Consider the following 25570-nt stretch of genomic DNA (forward strand, 5'->3'; position numbering starts at 1 on the left):
ATGACACAGCAAGATGTTCAATTGTTTTCCTTAAGCCAGCCACAGCAACGTATTTGGTATACGGAGCTTTTGTATCCTCATCGGAACACTTCAACAATTATTGCTACTGTAAAGATCAGGGGAACTGTTCGCATAGATGCCTTGCAGCAAGCAATGAATCGGGTAATTGCCCAAAATGATTCTTTTCGTATCAAAATTACTGCTCAGGATGGGATTCCATATCAATATGTAGAGCCATTTACGGCAGAAAGTATAGAAACGATCCAAGTTACCCCGGAAGAAGCGAATGTATGGTTAAAGCATCATAATCCACAGCCGTTCTCATTGTTGGATTCGCAGCTGTACCGATTTGTTATCTTGCAGCTCGGAACAGAAGAAACCTGGTTTAATTTTAAAATGCATCATATTATTTCAGACGGCGTGTCCATGAATCAGGCCATTAATGAAATCACAGGACATTATATGGATATTGTGCATGGTACAGGCCAAGATGCGCCGACCAAAGGCAATCCCTATCTGGATTTTATCCAGGTAGAGCAAAGTTATGAGCAATCAGACCGTTATCAAAAGGACAAAACGTACTGGACGGAAAAGTTTGCCGATTTGCCTGAGACTACAGGTTTGAAATCATATAACCCGCTGACACTGAGTACAGCTGCACGCCGGGAGAGCTTTATACTGGAACATGAGTTGTATCGTGGTGTTACGGCTTTTTGCGAAGAGCATAAAATTAGTATTTTCACGTTCTTCCTGGCGGCTCTGTATATTTATTTGCATAAAGTGACGGGGGAGCAGGACTTAACCGTGGGGACACTCTATGCCAACCGTACGTCTAAGAAGGAAAAGGATACCATCGGTATGTTCGTCAGCACCGTGGCTACGCGTCTGTTGGTCGAACCAGAATCCGAACTGCTGACCTTTCTGCAAGGTGTAGGGAAGGAGCAGGCGTCCATTTTGCGGCATCAGCGTTACCCGTACAACAAAATTATTCAGGATTTGCGTGAACAGCAAAGCAGCCTGGACATTCAGCGTCTGTTTGGTGCTTCCATTCAGTACCGCACCTTGAGTTTCTCCCGGTTTGATGAAGCGATTCAGCAGGTGGATAACGATTTCTGCGGAGATACGGTGAACGACTTCGATATTCACATGGTTGAAATGCTGGATGATGATAGACTCGTGCTGTATCTGGATTATCGTACCGAGCTGTTTAGTGAACAGGAAATTGCTCGAATTATTCGGCAATTTTTGAGTGTGGCGGAGCATATGGTGCAGGGCCCACACAAGCGGATACAGGAATTGTCGCTGATCAGTGAGGAAGAACGGGCGCAAATCGTCGACGTATTCAATGCTACAGCGGTGGAATATCCACACGAAGCAGGCATTCATGAGTTGTTTGAGGAACAGGCTGAACATACACCGAATCAGACAGCAGTTGTGTTTGGAAATGCCCGTTTAACTTATGGCGAACTGAATGTAAAAGCAAATCAACTGGCTCACACGTTGCGCGGACACGGTGTTACCGCCGAGCAAACTGTAGGTATCGTTGCTGAGCGTTCCACGGATATGATCGTCGGCATGTTGGCGATTCTCAAAGCGGGCGGTGCATATGTACCCATTGACCCTGATTATCCGGCTGAACGTGTACGTTACCTGTTGGAAGATTCGGGAGCGAAGTTGTTGCTGGTGCAGCGTGCAGAACAGCAACCGGAGGAATACACCGGAATCGTACTGGATCTGAGCGATGCTAAGGTGTACGCGGCAGAGGATGACCAAGGCTTGAATACCGTACATGGGGAGCAAAACGAGGCTTATCATGTGGATTATGCCGATTATACAAATCCGAAAAATGAGATTTTAAATGAGATTTTAAAGGAATCGTCCTCGTCTGTCGTAGACAGCACTGCTGGGACACAAGAATGGAAATTTGGAAACCGACTAGCTTATTTGATGTATACTTCGGGCACGACCGGACAGCCCAAAGGGGTTATGGTAGAACATCGCAATGTCGTGCGCTTGGTAAAGCATACAAACTATGCGCAACTGGGTGCTGACACGCGCATTTTGCAAACTGGCGCCGTTGTCTTTGACGCGTCCACCTTCGAAATTTGGGGTGCACTATTGAATGGTGGACAGCTCGTGCTGGTGAGTCAGGATGTTATTTTGGACGCTCCCAAGCTCAAGGAAGCCGTGCGCAACCATGGTATCACGACAATGTGGCTGACTGCGCCGCTCTTTAACCAGCTATCTCAGCAGGACTTGGAGCTGTTCGAGGGGGTAGAAGAACTGCTGGTCGGTGGTGATGTGCTGTCCGTACCGCATATTAACCGGGTGCTGGAGGCTTATCCGTCTCTGCGGATTATTAACGGCTATGGTCCGACGGAAAATACAACTTTTTCTACAACTCATGCGATTGCTGGAGTGCAATCAGAAGCGGTGCCGATTGGGCGTCCGATCCACAACTCCACAGCGTATGTCGTAGACCGTTCCATGCAGCTTCAGCCTGTTGGAGCATGGGGTGAGCTGATCGTCGGCGGCGACGGGGTGGCACGTGGCTACCGGAACCGTCCTGATTTAACGGCTGAAAAATTCGTAGATAGTCCGTTCCGTAGCGGAGAGCGCTGCTACCGTACAGGCGATTTGGTTCGCTGGAATGAGGATGGAACGCTGGAATACAAAGGACGGATCGACGCACAGGTGAAAATCCGGGGCTACCGGATTGAGCTGGGCGAGGTGGAAGCGCAGCTCTTGAAGCTAGATGCGGTACAAGAAGCTGTCGTCATTGCACGTGAGGATGAGCAGGGACAGAAACAACTCTGCGCATATGTAGTCACCCTTGTGGATATCGCGGCTAGTGAGTTGCGAAGCACCTTGAGCCAAGAATTGCCGGGTTATATGGTGCCGTCGTATTTTGTGCAGATGGAGCAATTGCCGTTAACACCAAATGGCAAAGTGGATCGTCGGGCGTTGCCGCAACCGGAGGGAAGCGTGGATTCCGGCGAGGATTATGTAGCAGCCCGTAATGAGGTAGAGCGGACATTGGTATCGGTATGGCAATCTGTACTGGGAATCGAACAGATTGGTGTTCTGGATAACTTTTTCCATTTGGGCGGCGACTCGATCAAGGCCATCCAAGTGTCTTCAAGACTGCTGCAAAATGGTTACAAGCTGGAAATGAGGGAGTTGTTCCAGTATCCGACGATTGCTGAGCTGAATGGACGGGTGCAGCGGGTGACCCGCGTTTCCGATCAAGGAGAAGTTAGTGGAACCGTGGCATTGACACCGATTCAACACTGGTTCATTGAACAGCAGCCATCCAATCCTGAGCACTATAACCAGGCTCTGATGCTGCATCGTGAGGATCGACTGGACGAAACGGCGCTTCGTCAGGCACTGCAAAGCATTGTCGAGCATCATGATGCTTTGCGCATCGTATTCCGCCAGAATGCAGACGGTGGGTATGAAGCATGGAACCGAGGCGTGCAAGAAGGAGAGCTGTATAACCTCGAAGTGGTGGATTATACAAGGGAGTCTGACTTTGCTCATTTGCTGGAGAACAAAGCCAACGAAATCCAAAGCAGCATCCGTCTAGATGAAGGACCGCTGGTAAAGCTGGGGCTGTTCCGTTGCAACGATGGAGACCATTTGTTGGTAGCAATCCACCATTTTGTGGTTGACGGTGTGTCTTGGCGTATTTTGTTGGAGGATTTGGCAACAGGCTATGAACAGGCTTTACGGGGCGAGTCTGTCCGTTTGCCAAATAAAACGGATTCCTTCCGCCTTTGGGCTAATCAGCTGCCAGCTTATGCGAACAGCACAGCATTGGAGAAGGAGCGTGCGTATTGGGAGCAAATTGAGGAAGCAGGGAAAAGCCAGGCATCCTTGCCTAAGGATTACAATCGTAAATCTCAGGCCAAGCCACAGCTTCGCGATGATCGGACGCTGACCGTAGCGTGGACGGTAGAAGAAACAGAACAATTCTTGAAACAAGCTCATCGGGCCTACAATACGGAAGCGAACGACCTCTTACTGACAGCTCTGGGCACTGCAATTCAGGAGTGGGCGGGCATCCGTCAGGTGCTTGTAAATCTGGAGGGTCATGGACGGGAAGCCATTTTGCCGGATATGGATATTACGCGCACAGTCGGTTGGTTTACCAGTCAATTCCCGGTTGTACTTGATATGAATGAGGACCGAAATGTAGGACGGCGTGTCAAGAACGTCAAAGAAGGGCTGCGCCGTTTGCCGCATAAAGGGATTGGATACGGGATTTTGAGATATCTTGCTGGCGGTGAAGGAGAAGCAACTTTTGTCAGCGAGCCGGAAATCAGCTTTAACTATCTAGGACAATTCGATCAGGATTTGAAACATAATGCATTCCGCATGTCTCCTTATTCCATCGGAGCTTCCATTAGTGACACGTTGACCAAGCGGTATGCTCTGGATATTAACGGCATGATCACGGACGGTGCACTGGAACTGACGATCAGCTACAGCAACAAAATGTTTATGAAAAAATCAATCAAAAAGCTGGCTGATCTGTTGCAGGAGGGCTTACGTGAGATATTGGCTCACTGTGTGGGTAAAGAGTTGCCGGAGCTGACGCCAAGCGACTTGTCCTTCCAAGGACTGACGGCTGGAGAGCTGGATCATATTGTAGAGCAGACGGCTAATGCGGGAGAACTGGAAAACATTTATTCGCTCACACCCATGCAAAAAGGCATTCTGTTCCACGGCTTAATGGAGCCGCAATCTGGGGCGTACTTTGAGCAGGCGACATTTGATCTGCAAGGCAGCTTTCAAGTGGAGGCTTTTGCCGAAAGCCTAAATCAGCTGGTGGATCGCCATCAAATATTCAGAACGAATTTTTATAGCGGATGGAATGAGCAGCCTTTACAGGTGGTGTACCGTCACAAGCACGCCGGGTTCCGTTTTGAAGATGTACGTTCGATGGAACAAGGTGAGCAGGACGCATATATTGCTGATTTTGCTGAGCGCGACAAAGCCGAAGGCTTTCATTTCAGCTCAGGCGAGCTGATGCGGGTGTCTATTTTACGTACAGGCGAGGAGTCGTATCGTTTTGTGTGGAGCTTCCATCATATTTTGATGGACGGTTGGTGCTTGTTCCTTGTTGTAGGGGAAGCATTTAATACGTACTTTGCCATCCTCGAAGACCGCAAGCCGGAGCCCGCCCCGGTAACATCATACAGCGAATACATTGAATGGCTGGATCGGCAGGACAACGTGGAGGCTGAACGGTTCTGGAGTGATTATTTTGCTGGCTTTGAGCAGCAGACCGTATTACCGCAGGTAAAACAGCTGGACAGTCACGCTAAAGAATATGAAGCGGACAAGCTTTCGTTTACACTGGGCCACGAAGTGACGGAACGGATGAACAAGCTGGTTAAGCAGAAGCAAGTAACGGTCAATACCCTTCTGCAAGCAGCGTGGGGCGTTGTGCTGCAACGGTATAACAACAGTCGGGATGTTGTATTTGGCAGTGTCGTATCCGGCAGATCAGCGGATATTCCGGGCATCGATAAAATGATTGGTTTGTTCATTAATACGGTTCCTGTACGAGTTCACAGTGAGAAAGATATGACGTTTGCTGCGTTAATGAAGCAGATACAGGAGCAGGCACTGGTTTCCCGTGCCTATGAAACCTATCCGTTGTATGAAATTCAGGCCCTAACAGAGCAGAAACAGGACCTGGTGAACCATATTATGGTGTTTGAAAACTACCCGGTGGAACAGCGCATGGAGCAAATGGGCAGTCGTGGCACGAATGGCTTTACGATTGCAAATGCTTCCGTGTCGGAGCAAACGAACTATGATTTCAACATTACGGTTGTGCCGGGCGATGAAATTCATGTCCATTTGGAGTACAATGCGCGAGTATTGGAACGCACAGCTGTAGAGCAAATCCGCGAGCATTTGCTGCATATGATTGAAGAAGCGATTAACAGACCAGATGCGCTGGTAGATGAACTTGAGCTGGTGACTGCTGCGGAAAAAGCAAAAATCATCGACGGTTTTGGATCCGTGGGCGTATCTGCATGGAGTGATGAAAAGCAATCAGAAGGGTTGTTCCATGCCTATGTGGAAGAACAAGCGCAGCTTGTGCCGGATCATGTGGCAGTGGTATACGAGGAGCGGCAGCTTACGTACCGCGAGCTGAACGAGCGTGGGAATCAACTTGCTCGTAGATTGCGGAATGAAGGCATTGGGCGTGAATCCATTGTTGGTATTTTGAGCGAGCGATCGGTGGACATGATGGTCGGCGTACTGGCGGTGTGGAAGGCCGGCGGTGCATACGTGCCGTTAGATGCAGATTATCCGTCCGAACGGATCCGCTTTATGCTCGAGGACAGCGGTGCGACAGTGCTGCTAACGCAAACAGGTTTGCAGGAGCGCGCGCAGGCATGGCTGGAGGAAAGCCGACAGGCCTTGGTCGGAGGGCAATCTGAGGGAGAGTTGGAGACAGCGGCTGGCGCTGAAACGATGGAAAGAGACAGCCTGAATGAAGAATTAAGCTTGAAACCAAATTCGGAGTCTGACAGCGAATCAGCATCCGAATCCGCAGTGGACTTGCGTCTGCATGCCGTGCTAGCGCTGGACGATGAGTCGCTGTACACCGGAGATGCCACGGATGTGGAACCTATCAACGAGCCGCAGGATCTGGCATATGTGATCTACACGTCCGGTACAACGGGACGTCCGAAGGGTGTCATGATCGAGCATCACAGTTTGGTAAACACAGCCGCGGCATACCGCCGGGATTACCGTCTAAATCAGTTCCCGGTACGCCTGTTACAACTGGCAAGTTTCTCCTTCGACGTATTCGTCGGCGATATCGCGCGGGCACTTTATAACGGTGGCACGATGGTTATCTGTCCAAAAGACGACCGGATTGATCCGAGCCGTCTGTACGGCTGGATTCACGATTACCAAATTACGGTGTTCGAATCCACACCGGCTTTAATCGTACCGTTTATGCAGCATGTGCATGAACAGGGCCTTGACATGAGCAGTCTGGAACTGCTGATCACCAGCTCGGATAGCTGCAGCGTGACGGATTATCGGGTGCTGCAAGAACGGTTTGGCGCAGATATTCGCATTATGAACAGCTATGGCGTCACGGAAGCGGCGATTGACTCCAGCTTCTACGACGAAGAACTGTCAAAGCTGCCAAGTAGCGGCAGTGTGCCGATTGGTCAAGCATGGCTGAACGCACGCTTCTACATCGTGGACAGCCAGCTGAATCCGGTGCCGATCGGTGTACTGGGTGAGCTGTGCATTGGCGGTGCTGGCGTGGCACGAGGCTACCTGAACCGTGCAGACCTGACGGCCGAGAAGTTCGTAGCGAATCCGTATGTAGCCGGTGAACGATTGTACCGCACAGGTGACCTGGCGCGGTGGATGCCAGACGGCAATGTGGACTTTATCGGCCGGATGGACTATCAGGTCAAAATCCGGGGCTACCGGATTGAGCTGGGCGAGATTGAAACGGCAATCCAGCGGGTACCGGGTGTGCGTCAAGCGGTAGTCATCGACCGGACGGATGAGCGTGGACACAAGTACTTGTGCGGGTACATCACGGGAGAAGCTGAGCTGCGGATCGAGGAAGTACAAGCAGAACTGGAATCCGGGTTACCAGCGCACATGGTGCCAGCACGCTTGATGCGACTGGAGACGATTCCGCTGACCAGCAACGGCAAAATCGATCGCAAGGCCTTGCCGGAACCGGAGGGAAGCATCCATACGGGTGCAGCCTATGTGGCACCACGTACTACGGCAGAGCAAGTACTGGCTGCAGTGTGGGCCGGAGTACTCGGCGTGGAAGCGGTAGGCACGCAGGATAACTTCTTTGAACTGGGCGGCGATTCGATCAAAGCACTGCAAGTATCGTCCCGCTTGCTGCAAGCAGGCTATCGATTGAACATGAAGGATCTCTTCAGCAATCCGACGGTAGCGGCGCTCAGTCCTTTGCTTCGTACAGATGGTAAGATGGCCAGTCAGGAAGAAGCAGTAGGCAAGGTAGATCTGACACCCATTCAGCGATGGTTCTTCGAGCAGCAGCCTGCTGATCTGCACCACAGCAATCAGGCGATGATGCTGTACCGAGCTGGGCGCTTTGACGTCAACGCGCTACGCCGTACAATGGACCGTATTGTCCAGCATCATGACGCATTGCGCACGGTATTCCGTGAGACGGAGCAAGGCTATGCAGCTTGGAACCGCAGTGTAGAGAAAGGCGAGCTATACACGCTGGACATTGTAGATTTTAGTGGAGTTGAAGACGAATCCACCGCTGTAGAAGCTAAGGCGAGTGAAATTCAAGCCAGCATTCATTTGAGCGAGGGGCCGCTGGTGAAGCTCGGTCTGTTCCACTGCGCTGAGGGCGACCATTTGCTAATCGTCATTCATCATTTGGTTGTGGACGGCGTATCGTGGCGTATTTTGCTGGAGGATTTGGCATCCGGTTATGAGCAGGCTATTGCAGGTAAAACAGGCACAGCTATTCGGCTGCCGCATAAAACAGATTCATTCCAGGTATGGGCCGAGCAGCTGTCGGCCTATGCGAATAGCGCGACGATGGAGCGGGAGCTTGCTTACTGGCAGCATATCGAACAAGCAGAAGCCAGTCTTGCGAAGCCTTTGCCGAAGGATTTTGCGAATGACAATGCACTGCTTGGGGACAGTGAGGTTGTGACGGTCCGCTGGACGAAGCAGGAAACCGAGCAGTTGCTCAAACAAGCTCATCGCGCATACAACACGGAAATGAATGACCTGCTGCTGGCTGCGCTCGGAAAAGCCGTATATGACTGGTCTGGTTCTGAACGGGTGCTGGTCAACCTGGAGGGCCATGGACGGGAAGCTATTGTACCGGATGTGGATATTACGCGGACAGTCGGTTGGTTTACGAGCCAGTTCCCGGTTGTACTGGATGGAAGTCTGGGACAAGGGGGGAATACGGCTCGTCTGATCAAACGGGTCAAGGAAGGGCTGCGTCATATTCCGCAGAAAGGCATCGGCTATGGTATTTTACGATACCTGTCGGATACGAATGTTCTGGAGAAAGCAGGCGTGCAGTTAAAGGCTCAGCCTGAGATCAGTTTTAACTATTTGGGCCAATTCGATCAGGATTATAAAGGCAATGATCTGGAGCCTTCCTCCTATTCCATCGGTGTGCCTGTCAGCACGAATGCGGCTATGGATTTTGCACTGGATATCAATGGAGTCATCGAGGATGGAGAACTGATTTTCACGATTCGCTACGGTACAACGCAATTCCGTCATGAGACGATTGCACGACTTGGAGAGCTGCTGGCATCCGGCTTGCGTGAGGTGATTCATCATTGTGTCGCTCAAGAAAGAACGGTGCTGACCCCAAGTGATGTCCTGTTAAACCATGTAACACTGGATGAGCTGGAGCAATTGGTGAAGGATACGCAAGATATGGGTGAGCTGGAAAATGTGTATGCTTTGACGCCGATGCAAAAGGGCATGCTCTTCTTCAGTCTGATGGATGAAAATTCGGCAGCTTATTTTGAACAGGCCACCTTTGAGTTGAACGGTCGTTTTGATGTGGTTGCTTTTGGTAAAAGCTTTGATCTGCTCGTGCAGCGTCATGAGGCATTGCGGACGAACTTTATCAGTTCATGGAAGGATGAGCCTGTACAGGTCGTCTTCCGCAACCGTAGCGGACAAATATATTATGAAGACTTGCGCGGACTAGAAAAAGAGGAACGAGAAGCTCGTGTTGAAGCTTTTGCCATCGAGGACAAAGCGAAAGGATTCAATCTCGCAGAGGATGCACTCATTCGTGTCTCCATTTTGCAAACGGGGGATGAAACGTATCACTTTGTTTGGAGCTTCCATCACATTTTGATGGATGGCTGGTGCTTGTCCTTTATGACACAGGAGGTATTTGGCAGCTATCTGACACTGCGCGCCGGTCATGAGCCAGCGCTGGAGCCTGTCACGCCGTTCAGTCGATTTATCGAATGGCTGGAACGTCAGGACCGTGAGGCAGCTTTGCAATATTGGCGTGGGTATCTGGCGGACTATGAGCAGCAAATTACGCTTCCTCAGCAAAAAACACAGCCGAAATCGATGCAAGCCGGGCTATATGTCGCTGAAGATCTGGAATGTGACTTCCAGCCAGAGCTGGTTGCTCAGATCGAACGGGTAGCGAAGCAAAATCAGGTCACGATCAATACGCTGATTCAGACCGTATGGGGCGTTCTGTTGCAAAAATATAACAACAGTACGGATATCGTGTTTGGCAGCGTTGTGTCCGGTCGTCCAGGGGATATTCCAGGCGTGGAGCACATGATCGGGCTATTTATCAATACAATTCCAGTGCGTGTGCAGTCTGAACCAGGTGAAACCTTTGTCGAGCTGATGAAACGAACACAGCGGCAGGCGCTGGCTTCCAATGCCTACGATGCGTTCCCGCTGTATGAAATTCAAGCACTGACCGAGCAGAAGCAGGATTTAATCAATCATATTATGATTTTTGAAAATTATCCGGTGGAGCAGCAGGTAGAACAGTTAGGCGGCGATGGGCAGAATAAATTTACGATTTCGAACGTGGTGTCTACAGAGGCAACCAACTATGATCTGAACGTCGTCGTGATGCCGGGAGAAGGCATCAAGATTCGTTTTATGTATAACACGCTCAGCTTTGATCAAGCAGGTATTGAGCGCTTGTATGGACATTTTGCACGTTTGCTGGAGCAAATTTCGCTCAACCCGCATGTTCGGGTGGAAGAGCTGGAACTACTCACAGCAGCAGAAAAACAAAAGATTACAGCGGCCTTTAATGACACCGCTTGTGCATTTCCGTCCCATCAGACGATCCATCAGCTGTTTGAGGAGCAGGTGGAGTGTACGCCGGATCAGGTGGCATTGGTGTTTGAACATCAGCGTCTGACGTATCAGGAGCTGAATGAACGGGCGAATTCATTGGCTCGAATGCTTCAAGCCCAGGGAGTAGGACCTGACAAACTGGTCGGTCTGATGGTACAGCGCTCCGTGGAAATGATCGTAGGTCTGCTGGCTGTGCTAAAAGCAGGCGGTGCTTATGTGCCGATTGATCCCGAATTTCCATCCTCTCGTATTGCATACATGCTGGAAGACAGCGAGGCCGCAGTGCTTCTGACCCGTCGTGAACTGGCAGAAGAACACCATTGCCATGCCAATACCCTGTTTCTTGAGGATGCCGCATTGTATCAGGGAGAAAGTAGCAACCTGGAGACGATTGCCCGCCCAGAGCATTTGGCTTATGTCATCTATACGTCGGGTTCGACTGGAAATCCGAAAGGAGTTATGCTCCAGCATCGCTCGGTCCTCAACTTTATTACTGGGATGCGCGAAGTCATTGATTTTGAAGCGAGCCAAACCATGTTGTCACTGACGACCATTTCATTCGATATTTTCGTATTGGAAACCATTCTCCCCCTGTTGGGTGGAATGACGGTGGTGCTTGGCGACAGCCAGCATCAGGTGAATCCTCAGGCGCTGGGTGAGTTGATTACTCAACATTCGATTGAGATGTTGCAAATGACACCATCTCGGCTGCAAATGCTGTTGGGTCATGAAGCAGGCTCGCGCGCGCTGCAAAGCGTGAAGGCAATTATGGTTGGGGGCGAAGCACTTCCATCCAAGCTGCTCGCAGCATTGCAAGAAATAAACGGTCCCCGTATTTATAACATGTACGGACCTACAGAAACGACGGTGTGGTCGACCGTGCAGGAACTGACCCATGCTCAACATATTAATATTGGACGTCCTATTGCGAATACACAAATCTATATCATGAATGCGAATGGGGAATTGCAGCCCGTCGGCGTGCCGGGCGAGTTATGTATTGCAGGGGAAGGCTTGGCCCGTGGATATTGGAAACGTGAAGAACTGACGGCTGAGAAATTTGTAAATAATCCGTTTGCTGGTGGCAAGGCAGGCCATGAGCGGATGTATCGTACAGGCGATTTGGCAAGATGGATGCCAGACGGCAACATTGAATATTTGGGGCGGATGGACCATCAGGTGAAAATTCGGGGCTACCGAATCGAACTGGGCGAGATCGAATCGCAGCTGTTGCAGGTGGAGTCGGTGCAAGAAACGGTCATCATGGCTCGTGGGGACGAAACGGGTCAAACACAGCTCGTGGCGTACTATGTGGCGAGTCAAGAACTGGGAGCCGGTGAGCTGAGACATGAGCTGGGACAAGAACTGCCAAGCTATATGATGCCGTCGTATTTCATCTGGTTGGAGCAGATGCCGCTGACACCGAACGGTAAAATCGACCGCAAGTCCCTGCCAGCACCGGAAGGCAATCTGCACAGCGGTGCGGATTATGTAGCGCCACGCACTGCACCGGAACGAGCGCTTGTAGTGGTCTGGCAGTCCGTCCTGGGTGTGCCAACCGTCGGTATGTTGGACAATTTCTTTGATCTGGGTGGCGATTCGATCAAGGCGATTCAAATCGTATCGCGTGCATTCCAGGCCGGCTACAAGCTGGACATGAAGGATTTGTTCCGCTATCCCATCGTCGCAACCCTGGCATCGCATATGCATGAGGTCAGTCGTATGGCAGATCAGGGAGAAGTAAGCGGAGAAACGGCGTTGCTTCCGATCCAGCACGAGTTCTTTGCGCAGGAGCAAGTGGATGCGTATCATTTTAATCAGGCGGTTATGCTGCACCGGGAGCAGGGGTTTGACGAGTCGGCTCTGCGTCAGGCGCTTGGCAAGCTGACAAAGCATCATGATGCTTTGCGGATGGTGTTCAGCAAGACAGAACAAGGCTATAAAGCATGGAGTCGCGGAATACAGGAAGGTGAGCTGTATCATCTGGATGTGGTGGACTTTACGAACTTGACGGATAAAGCCACGCTCAGCGCAGCCATTGAGGCGAAAGCCAGTGAAATTCAAAGGAGTATCCAACTGCATGAAGGGCCGCTGTTTAAAGCAGGTTTGTTCCACTGTGTAGATGGCGATCATCTCCTGATGGCGATTCACCATTTGGTCGTGGACGGGGTATCCTGGCGTATTTTGTTTGAGGATTTGGCTACTGCCTATGAACAGGCCGTTCATCAGAAAGTGCTTCAGCTGCCGGACAAAACGGATTCATTCCGTTCCTGGTCACAAAAACTTTCCGAGTATGCGAATAGCGCAGCCATGGACAGTGAACACGCCTACTGGGAACAATGGAACGCAGCTGCTTTGGCTGACCAAGTACGTTTGCCTGAGGATCAAGCGCAGGCCGAAACATTTACCTTAGCTGACACGGATACAGTGGCCTTCCAGCTTACGGAAGAAGAGACAGAAAGATTATTGAAGCAAGCACACCGTGCGTATAACACGGAAATGAACGATCTGTTGCTGACGGCTTTGGGCATGATGCTGTATACGTGGACGGGTCATGAACGCAGTCTGATTCATTTAGAGGGACACGGACGTGAGAACATTTTGCCGGATACGGACATTTCTCGTACGGTAGGCTGGTTTACGAGACCATATCCGGTATGGCTAGACATCGGTCGTGATCACGCTTTGTCGGGATGCATCAAACAGGTAAAAGAAAGTCTGCGTCATATTCCGAATCAAGGAATGGGCTACGGAATCTGGAGATATTTGAGTGAATCCGGCCAAGCCATGGCTCAGCAAGCAGATGCACTGCATCTTGGTCAACATCAAGCTTTTGCCGAGCCACAAGTGAGCTTTAACTATCTCGGACAGCTGGATCAGGACTTGCAAAACAGCGATATTCGTATGTCTCCTTACTCGATGGGATCGGTCGTTAGTGACCGGACGAAGATGAAATATGCGCTCGATGTGAGCGGGATCGTAACGAACGGCATCCTGGAACTGGACATTCGGTATAACAGCAAAGCCTTCCGTAAGGACACCGTCCAAATGCTGGCTAATCTGTTGAAATCCAATCTGCTTGAGATTATCGAGCATTGTGTCACACGAGATCGGATCGAATTAACTCCAAGTGATGTACTGTTCAAAGGTCTGACCCTGGAGCAATTAGATACGATTAAGGAGCAGACCCAGACGGTTGGGGAATTGGAAAATGTATATCCGTTAACCCCCATGCAAAAGGGTATGCTGTTCCACAGTTTGATGAATGCAGAAACAGGCGTGTATTTTGAGCAGGCGACCTTTGATCTGGAGGGCAACTTTGCGCCATCTATATTCGAGGAAAGCTTGAAGCTGCTGGTTAGTCGACATGCGATATTACGGACGAATTTCTATAGTGGCTGGCATGGTCAACCGTTGCAGATTGTCTATCGTCATAAAAATCCGAGCTTCTTTTATGAGGATGTCAGAGGGTGTGAACAGGCTGTAGCTGAATTTGTGGCCCAGGACAAAGCTCGAGGCTTTGATTTAAGCAAGGATGCGCTCATGCGTGTAGCTGTCTTCCGCACGGGTGATCGCTCATACCGTTTTGTATGGAGCTTCCATCATATTGTGATGGACGGCTGGTGCCTGTCCCTGATGACGGACGAAGTGTTTGGTGCCTATGCTGCCTTGCTGGAGAATAAGCAGCCAGAGCTCGCACCTGTCAAGCCGTATAGTGACTATATCGAATGGTTGGAACATCAAGATGCACAGGAAGCGACCCGTTATTGGAGTGACTATTTGGCGGGTTTTGAGCAGCAAACCTTGTTGCCTGGTGAGAATACGCATGTTTCTGTGGCAGAACGAGATGACGACACAAACAGAAGCGGTCAAAGTTCAAATTCCGGCTATGTTTTGGAAAAACTGCCATTTATGTTGGGCAAAGAACGAAGTGCCGCATTAAAGCAAATAGCCAAGCAACAACATGTCACGATTAACACCTTGCTGCAAAGCGTGTGGGGCGTTATTTTACAGCAATACAATAACAATCAGGATGTTGTGTTTGGTGGTGTGGTATCCGGTCGTCCGGCAGACATTCCAGGCGTGGAGGACATGATCGGACTGTTTATCAATACCATACCGGTTCGGATTCAAAGTGAACGGAATGCTACATTTGCTGAAATATTGCAGCGCACACAGGAACAGGCTTTGGCCTCCGGTGTCTATGACACATTCCCGCTGTACGACATTCAGGCACGGACTGAACAAAAACAAGACCTGATCAATCACATCATGGTCTTTGAAAACTACCCCATCGGGCAGCAGATGAAGCAGATGGGCGGCTCCGGTGAGACCAAGGCACAAACCGGCTTCTCTATTGCCAATGTGGCACTTACAGAGCAAACCAACTACGATTTCAACCTGATTGTCGTGCCTGACGAAGATATCTCTATCCTACTTGAATACAATGCGCTGGTGTATAACCGGTCTGCAATGGAGCGTATCCAGGGTCATATCGACCATGTCATCAGGCAAATCGTAGACAACCCGCATATCTGTGTGAATGAGCTGGCATTGGTGACAGCGGAAGAACAGGCACAGATCATTCAGGTTTGGGGGGATACGGCGGTAGCCTATCCGCAGGATCAGACGCTAAGTGCGTTGTTCGAGCAGCAGGCAGCGAACACGCCGGATCAGGTGGCAGTGCTGTGTGGAGCGGAATCGTTGACCTACGCTGAGTTGAATGAGCGAGCGAACCGTTTGGCTCGGACGCTGCGTGCGGAAGGTGTTGAACCGGATCAACCAGTCGGTATTCTGGTCCGCCGTTCGCTGGAGATGATCGTAGGCATCTACGCGATCCTCAAGGCAGGCGGAGCCTATGTGCCGATTGATCCAGAATATCCAGCCGACCGCATCCGCTTTATGCTGGAGGACTCGGGCGCGAAGCTGGTGCTGACGCAATCGCATCTGGCGGAGCAAGCCTCACTGAGTTTCGACGGCCAGGTGCTGGTGCTGGATCGTCAGGAGCAGGATGGCCAAGACATTTACCACAAAGACGGTTCGAATTTGGAGCCACTGGCCGGGCCGCATCATGTAGCCTATGTCATCTATACCTCCGGCTCCACAGGAAAACCGAAGGGCGTGATGGTGGAGCATCATTCCGTGCTGAACCGGATTTTGTGGATGCATGATCGTTACGGCTTGAGTGCGGAGGATACGATCCTGCAAAAGACCGCCTTCACGTTCGACGTGTCGGTGTGGGAGCTGTTCTGGTGGTCAATGGTCGGCTCGAAGGTAAGCCTGTTGTCCGTGGGCGGGGAAAAGAACCCGGAAGAGATCGTGGACACGATTGCCCGCGATGGCGTAACCACGATGCACTTTGTACCCGCTATGCTGCATGCGTTTCTGGAGTACGTGGAGCAGCAGCCTCGGGAAGTGATGCAAGCGAAGCTGGGCACGCTGCGCCATGTCTTTGCCAGTGGTGAAGCTTTACCGCCACAGCATGTGGCCCGGTTCCAACGACTCGTGTCGAGCCTGACCGGAGCGAAGCTGATCAACCTGTATGGACCAACCGAAGCGACGGTGGACGTATCGTACTTCGATTGCGAGCCGGATGAGGAATATGCGGTTATCCCGATCGGGAAACCGATTCAAAACATTCGTCTGTACATCGTGAAGGAAGGCACGGAGCAATTGCAGCCGATTGGGGTGGCAGGGGAACTGTGCATCGGCGGTGTCGGCGTAGCCCGAGGCTATCTGAATCGTCCGGAGCTGACGGCCGAGAAATTCGTAGCTGATCCGTTTGCTGGCGGGGAAGCAGGCTATGAACGGATGTACCGCACCGGCGATTTGGCGAGATGGATGCCGGACGGCAACATCGAATATCTGGGCCGGATCGACCATCAAGTCAAAATCCGGGGCTACCGGATTGAGCTGGGCGAGGTCGAATCGCAGCTGCTCCAAGTGGAATCGGTACGCGAAGCCGTCGTCATGGCTCGTGCGGATGAAACGGGACAAAAACAAATGGTGGCCTACTATGTTGCGGGGCAAGAGCTAGGAGCCAGTGAGCTGAGAAGTGAGCTGGGCCGGGAGCTGCCAAGCTATATGGTGCCATCGTACTTTGTACAGCTGGAGCAAATGCCGCTGAGTCCCAACGGCAAAATCGACCGTAAGGCCTTGCCGGCACCGGAAGGCAGCCTGCAAACTGGAGCTGATTATGCAGAGCCGCGTACGGCGCAAGAACGCGCACTGGTAGCGGTCTGGCAGTCGGTACTGGGACTACAGACGGTCGGTATTTTGGACAATTTCTTTGATCTGGGCGGCGATTCCATCAAGGCCATTCAAATCGCATCTCGTGCGTTCCAGGCCGGTTATAAGCTGGACATGAAGGATTTGTTCCAGTATCCAACGGTTGCAACACTGGCACCGCATATGCATGAGGTCAGCCGTATGGCAGATCAAGGAGAAGTGAGCGGGGAAACCGCATTGCTACCGATCCAGCATTGGTTCTTTGCGCAGGAGCGCGAGCGTCCGCAGCACTTTAATCAAGCGGTCATGCTCTATCGCGCTGAGGGCTTTAACGAGGCAGTGGTTCGGCAAGTCATGGATCACCTTGTGAAGCATCATGATGCGCTTCGTACGGTTTTCCATCAGGCTCCCGCAGGTTATACGGCTTGGACACGCCCTGTAGAGGAAGGCACGCTGTATACGCTGGAAACGGTGGATTACCGTGAACAGGAAACTTATGCAGAAGCGCTGGAAGCGAAGGTAACGGAAATTCAAAGCAGCATGGACCTGTCCGCAGGACCTTTAGTCAAACTCGGATGGTTCCGCACAGCCGAAGGCGACCATCTGCTAATCGCCATTCACCACTTGGTGGTGGACGGAGTGTCGTGGCGGATTCTGTTCGAAGATTTCTCGACAGGCTACGAGCAGGCGAGCAAGGGTGAGCCTGTACGATTGCCCTATAAAACGGATTCCTTCCAAGCATGGGCACGGGAGTTGTCGTCTTACGCCAACCGTCCTGAGGCTGCCTCGGATGAAGTTTATTGGAAGCAGCTGGAACAGGCCAAAGCGGAAGCCGCACCGCTGCCTAAGGATTTTACCTACGAGGGCTCCTTAAACGCAGACAGCGAAGTGCTGACGGTAGAGTGGACCGAAGCTGAAACGCAGCAGCTGTTAAAGCAGGTCCATCGCGCCTACAACACCGAGGTCAATGATTTGCTGCTGACCGCGCTGGGACTGGCGGTGCACAATTGGACAGGCGCAGGACAGGTACTGGTGAACCTGGAGGGCCATGGCCGGGAAGCGATCCTGCCAGAGGTGGATATGACACGTACCGTAGGTTGGTTTACGAGCTTGTATCCAGTGCTGCTGGAGACCGGCAAGGAAATGACACTGGCTCAGCGGATTAAAGAAACGAAGGAAGGTCTGCGCCGGATTCCACATAAAGGGCTGACCTATGGAACTTGGCGCTACTTGTCTCCTGCGTCTGCATCGGATGAAGCGCATACGATTGCAGCAGAACCGGAAATCAGCTTTAACTATTTGGGTCAGGTCGATCAGGATCTACAAAACAGTGGAATCGCATTGTCACCCTATAGTGCAGGGGAGACAGAGGATGCACATTCACCGCTGCAATATACGCTGGATTTAAACGCGATGATCTCGGAAGGCACGCTGCGCTTGACGATTGCTTACAGCCGTAAGCAGTATCGTAAAGAAACGCTGGAACGTGTGGCAGGACTGCTTCAATCCGCTTTGCAAGAGGTGATTACGCATTGCGTCGCTCAGGAACAGCCGGAACTGACCCCGAGTGATGTATCCTTCAAAGGTCTGACGACTAGAGAACTGGAACAAATTGCGAAACAGGCGGCACATACCGGTGATTTGGAAAATGTATACGCACTGACGCCGATGCAAAAGGGGATGCTCTTTTATAATCTGATGGATTCGCAATCGGGAGCTTATTTTGAACAGGCCTCCTTTGATCTGCGAGGACATTTTAATATCGCTGCATTTGCGGCCAGTTTGGATGTTTTAATGCAACGGCATACGGTACTGCGCACGAACTTCTACAGCGGCTGGCAGGATGAACCGCTTCAGGTTGTGTACCGCAATAAGCGCAGTGAACTGTATGTGGAAGATTTGCGGGATATGAAGGACGAGCAGCAAAACGAATACATGCTCGAATTTACGCGTAAAGACAAGCAAAGAGGCTTTGATCTGGCACAAGACGCCTTGATGCGTGTCGCTGTGTTGCGCACAGGTGAGGAGACGTACCGTTTTGTATGGAGTTTCCATCATATCGTGATGGATGGCTGGTGCTTGTCGCTGGTGACCAACGAAGTGTTTGCGAGCTATTTTGCGATCCTGGCCCATAAACAACCGGAACTGGCCCCTGTAACGCCGTACAGTCAATATATCGAATGGCTGGAGCAGCAGGATCGTCAGGCCGCATCAAGCTACTGGAGCAAGGTTCTGGAAGGATATGAGGAGCAGTCTCGTTTGCCACAGGCTAAAATTCAGGGCAAAACGGGGTATCAGTCGGAGCGTTTAGATTTTGATTTGGGCGCGGATCTCACAGCTGGTATTCAGCGCATAGCCAAGCGTTATCAGGTGACGATCAATATGTTGATGCAGACCGTTTGGGGTATTTTGCTGCAAAAATATAATGGCACCGATGATGTCGTGTTTGGCAGCGTGGTATCTGGACGTCCGGCAGACATTCCGAATGTGGAGCACATCATTGGTCTGTTTATCAATACGATTCCGGTGCGTATCCGCAGTCAAGTGGACAGTTTATTCTCCGATGTGATGAAGCAAACCCAGGAGCAATCGATTGCTTCCCATACCTATGATACGTATCCGTTGTATGAAATTCAGGGACTGTCGGAGCTTAAGCAGGATTTGATCAATCATATTCTTATTTTTGAGAACTATCCGGTCGAGGAACAAATCGAGCAATTAGGCAGCGGTGATGAGTCCAGCTTCACGATCACCGGAGCCGAGTCTGTCGAGCAGACCAACTATGACTTTAACCTGGTGGTGCTGCCGGGGAACACCATTCACATGAGCTTTGGCTATAATGCTCTGGCCTTTGAACGGGAAAGCGTAGAACAAATTCGAGGTCATCTGGTGCAATTGCTGGAGCAGGTGACTGCGAATCCGAACATCCGTGTACATGAGCTGGATATGTTAAACGAGCAGGAGCGCGAGCAAATCGTTAAGGTTTGGGGGAATACAGCAGCAACCTATGCAAGCGAGCAAACGATCCATGGCTTGTTCGAGACGCAAACGGCGCAGACACCGGAGCAGACAGCCTTGTTCTTTGAAGGAGAAACGCTGACTTATCGCGAGCTGAATGAACGCGCCAATCGCCTGGCTCGTACCTTGCGCAGTCAAGGCGTGACGAAAGATCGTTTGGTGGGTCTGATGACCGAGCGGTCGGTGGATATGATCGTGGGCATCTTCGGGATTTTAAAATCCGGAGGCGCATATGTCCCCATCGATCCAACCTACCCGGAAGAGCGTATCCGCTATATGCTGGACGACTCGGGGGCGAAGCTACTGTTGACACAAAGTCATCTGGTGGACAAAGTCGCGTTTGACGGCCACATGCTGGTGCTAGATGGAGCACAAACGGTGTATCACGAGGATGGTTCTAACCTGGAGCCGGGGTCTGGCCCGAATGATTTGGCGTATGTGATTTATACATCAGGTACAACCGGGCAGCCGAAGGGTGTCATGCTGGAGCATCACGGGCTGTGCAATCTGAAAACATATTTTGATCAGACGCTTCGAATCCGCACGTCGGATCATGCGTTGCTGTTCGCTAGCTATTCGTTTGATGCGGCTTGCTGGGAAATCTTCCAAGCGCTGTTCTGCGGAGCCACGTTATATGTGCCAACGACAGAGACGATTTTGAACTACGAGCGGTTTGAGCAATATATGGCGAATCACCGGATTACGGTGGCCGCTTTGCCGCCGACCTATGCGGTGTATCTGGAGCCAGAGCGGATGCCACACCTGCGTATTCTGTTCACTGCGGGTTCAGCATCTTCCACCGAACTGGTATACAAGTGGAAGGATCAAGTGGCGTACTACAACGGCTACGGTCCAACTGAAAACTCAGTTGCAACGTCCATCTGGCCGGTGTCCGAGGATGAGAGAGCTGGACAACTCATTTCCATTGGACGTCCTGTGCCGAATCATCGGGTATACATGGTGGATGGGCATGGACATTTGGCTCCGGTAGGCGTAGCAGGTGAGCTGTGCGTGTCTGGTCCAGGTCTGGCGCGTGGATATCTGGATCGTCCAGAGCTGACGGCGGAGAAATTTGTAGCGAACCCGTTTGCGGTTGGTGAAGCAGGCTATGAACGAATGTACCGTACGGGTGACTTGGCGAGATGGATGACGGACGGCAACATCGAATATTTGGGCCGGATCGACCATCAAGTAAAAATCCGGGGCTACCGGATCGAGCTGGGCGAAGTCGAGGCACAAATCTTGAAAGTGGAAGACGTGCAAGAGGTCATCGTACTGGCCCAGGTGGACGAGCAGGGGCAAAACCAACTGGTGGCGTACTATGTCGCTGAAAGAGACGTAAGCGCGGGTGAACTGCGCAGCTTGCTGGGTGAGGAGCTGCCCAACTATATGGTACCTTCGTACTTCATCCAGCTGGAGCAGATGCCGCTGACACCCAACGGCAAAATCGACCGCAAGGCACTGCTGGCATCGGAGGGTAGCCTGCAAAGCGGAGCGGATTATGTAGAGCCGCGCACAGCGCTGGAGCAGACGTTAGTGTCCATTTGGCAGGCTGTATTAGGAACGAAGAGAATCGGGATTTTGGATAATTTCTTTGATCTGGGCGGCGATTCGATCAAGGCAATCCAGGTATCGTCCCGCTTGCTGCAAGCGGGCTACAAGCTGGAGATGAAGGATTTGTTCCAATATCCGTCCATTTCGTTGCTGAGCGGTCATGTACACAAGGTCAGCCGTACAGCCGATCAGCGGGTGGTCTCGGGAGCAGTTAAATTGAGCCCAATACAGCAATGGTTCTTTGGACAATCCTCAGCAGAGCCACATTATTTCAACCAATCGGTGATGCTGTATAGAGCACAAGGATTCGATGAAGCCGCATTGCATCAAACGGTGACCAAGGTAACTGAGCATCATGATGCGCTGCGTATGGTCTTCCGTCAGACCGAACAGGGCTATGAAGCGTGGAATCGTGGTTTGAACGAAGGTCAGCTGTACAGTCTGGACGTTGTTGATTTGACGGGTGTCGAAGACGCGGCAGATGTGACGGTGGCGATTGAAATGAAAGCCAATGCCATCCAAAGTTCCATTCGTCTGGACGAAGGACCGCTGGTGAAGCTGGGACTTTTCCGCTGCATGGATGGAGATCATTTACTGATTGCCATTCACCATTTGGTCATAGACGGGATTTCGTGGCGGATTGTGTTTGAGGATTTTGCCACTGGGTATGAGCAGGCCGTGCGGGGAGAAGCGATTCGCCTGCCATATAAAACGGACTCTTTCTCTGCTTGGGCAGAGCAGTTGTCTCAATATGCGAACAGTCCGGCGATCGACAACGAACGCGAATATTGGCAGCATCTTGCCCAAATGGAAGTTGCATCGTTGCCTAAGGATCAAGAGAGAGCGGAGGGACAACATTCTCTAATCAGAGACACTGCGACGGTGAGCGTAGCTTGGAGCGAACAGGAAACACGGCTGCTGCTGCTGGAATCGCATCGGGCGTATAACACAGAGGTCAATGATCTGCTGTTAACCGCACTCGGCACCGCGTTATATAACTGGAGCGGTCAGGAGCGTGTGCTGGTCAATCTGGAGGGCCATGGCCGGGAAGCCATTGTTCCAGATATCGATATCACCCGTACCGTGGGCTGGTTTACGAGTCAGTATCCAGTACTGCTGGGTGTGGATGGGAAGGCAGAAGTAGGGCAGCGAATCAAGCGGGTGAAGGAAGATCTGCGTCATGTGCCGCATAAGGGTATTGGCTACGGTATTTTGAAGTATATGTCTCAGCATGATGTCCATCCTTCCTTGACCTTGCAGCCTGAAATTAGCTTTAACTATTTGGGACAGTTTGATCAGGACTTAGAAAATGGGGATATCACGCTGTCTTCGCATCCAGGTGGAGAGCCGATGAGTGACCATACCGTTCTGGAGCAGCCGCTGAATGTGAACGGCATGATTACAGCAGGCGGGCTGACACTGGAAATTCGCTATGACAGCCACGTATATCATCAGCAAAATGTAGAGAACTTTGCGCAGTTGCTGCAGGAAAGCCTGCAGGAAGTGATCGCGCATTGTGCCTCCCAAGAGCGGAGCGAACTAACCCCAAGCGATGTCTTGTTCAAAGGCTTGTCGTTGGAACAACTGGAGCAATTGACGGAGCAAACGGCTTCTGTGGGCGAACTGGAAAATGTGTATGCTCTTTCGCCGATGCAGAAGGGGATGCTGTTCCATAGTCTGATGGAGCCGGACTCAGGTGCATACTTCCAGCAAGCGTCGTTTGATCAAAAAGGCAGCTTTGATGTTGAAATTTTCCGCAAGAGTCTAGATGTACTGACACAGCGTCATGAAGCACTGCGGACGAATTTCCATCGATTTGAAACAGGACATGGTCCGGAGCCATTGCAAATCGTGTTCCGTCACAAAGATAGCGATCTGTCCTTCAAGGATATACGCGAAATGCAGGAAGCGGAGCAACAGGCGTATATCCAGACGTTTAAGCAGGAAGACCAGGCTAGAGGCTTTGATCTCGGTACGGATGCACTTATGCGTGTACAGGTATTGCAGACCGATGAAGAAACGTATCATTTGGTCTGGAGCTTCCATCACATTGTCATGGATGGCTGGTGCTTATCGCTCGTTACAGGCGAAGTGTTTGGTACGTACTTTGCGCTGCTGGAGCAGAAACAGCCGGAGCTTGCTCCTGTCACATCATATGGTCAATATATCGAATGGCTAGAGCGTCAGGATGAACGTGCGGCACAAGAGTATTGGAGCAGCTATTTGGCTGGCTTTGAACAGCAAACCTTGTTACCTGGATTGGATACTTCATCGAAAGACCAAGCGGCTAATACTGTATTCGCTACAGCAAACGAAACCAGGGAATATATTTCTGAAAAAATAACGGTAGATCTGGATCCAGCGTGGAGCGAAGCGATGTACCGGATTGCAAAGCAGCAGCAGGTCACGATTAATACGCTGATGCAGAGCGTGTGGGGCCTTATTTTGCAGAAATATAACAACAATGAGGATGTTGTATTCGGCAGTGTGGTATCTGGACGTCCGACGGATATTGCGGGTGTAGAGCATATGATCGGTCTGTTCATTAATACGATCCCAGTGCGGATTCAAAGTGAACAGAATGCCACGTTTGTGGACATCATGCGGAAAACGCAGGAGCAGGCACTGGCCTCAGGAGCCTATGACAGCTTCCCGCTGTATGAAATTCAGGCATTGACCGAGCAGAAGCAGCATCTGATTAACCACATTATGGTATTTGAGAATTATCCGGTAGAGGAGCAAGTCGAGCAGCTTGGGGAAGTTCGTCCATCCGCTTTTGAAATTACGAATGTGGAGGTTGTCGAGCAAACAAACTATGATCTGGACTTGATTGTGATGCCCGATGAAACCTTCCGCATTATGTTCAGATATAACGCCAATGTATACGATCGGTCTACGATCGAGCGGATGCAGGGACATGTACTGCATGTCATCGAGCAAATCGTGAATAATCCGCATATCCGTGTGAATGAGCTGGAATTGGTGACACCGGAAGAGCAGGCGCAGATCGTTCAGGTCTGGGGGGATACGGCGGCAGCTTATCCGCAGGATCAAACGCTAAGCGCACTGTTCGAGCAGCAGGCAGCGAATACACCGGATCAGGCAGCAGTGTTGTGCGGATCGGAATCGTTGACCTACGCGGAGTTGAATGAGCGCGCGAACCGACTCGCACGCACTTTGCGTGCGGAAGGCGTCGAGCCGGATCAGCCTGTAGGCATACTGGCTCACCGTTCTCTGGACATGATCGTAGGTATTTATGCGATCCTCAAAGCAGGCGGAGCCTACGTGCCAATTGATCCAGAATATCCGGCCGACCGCATCCGCTTCATGCTGGAGGATTCGGGAGCGAAGCTGGTGCTGACGCAATCGCATCTGGCGGAGCAAGCATCGCTGAGTTTCGACGGCCAGGTGCTGGTGCTGGATCGTCAGGAGCAGGCTGGCCAAGACATTTACCACGAAGACGGCTCGAATCTGGAGCCACTGGCCGGACCGCACCATGTCGCCTATGTCATTTATACCTCTGGCTCCACGGGAAAACCGAAGGGCGTGATGGTGGAGCACCATTCTGTGCTGAATCGGATTTTGTGGATGCATGATCGGTACGGCTTGAGTGCGGAAGATACGATCCTGCAAAAGACCGCCTTCACGTTCGACGTGTCGGTGTGGGAGCTGTTCTGGTGGTCGCTGGTCGGCTCGAAGGTGAGCTTGCTGTCGGTAGGCGGGGAAAAGAACCCGGAAGACATCGTGGACACGATTGCCCGCGATGGAGTGAGCACGATGCACTTTGTACCTGCCATGCTGCATGCGTTCCTGGAGTATGTGGAGCAGCAGCCACGGGAAGTGATGCAAGCGAAACTGGCAACGCTGCGCCATGTCTTTGCCAGTGGTGAAGCCTTGC

General features: G+C 51.4%; 1 protein-coding gene (only partly in view). It reads left to right on the plus strand.

Translation table 11 applies throughout. From position 1 onward, the window contains the following. Positions 1-25570, plus strand: partial view of a non-ribosomal peptide synthase/polyketide synthase gene (locus tag MKY98_RS11735; protein ID WP_341010886.1) — the 5' portion only. The gene runs 16712 nt beyond the window's last position; only the first 25570 of its 42282 coding nucleotides appear in the window; it begins with the start codon at positions 1-3; its stop codon lies beyond the right edge, outside the window.

This window comes from Paenibacillus sp. FSL M8-0228 (assembly GCF_038007385.1).
GTDB lineage: Bacteria > Bacillota > Bacilli > Paenibacillales > Paenibacillaceae > Paenibacillus > Paenibacillus polymyxa_D.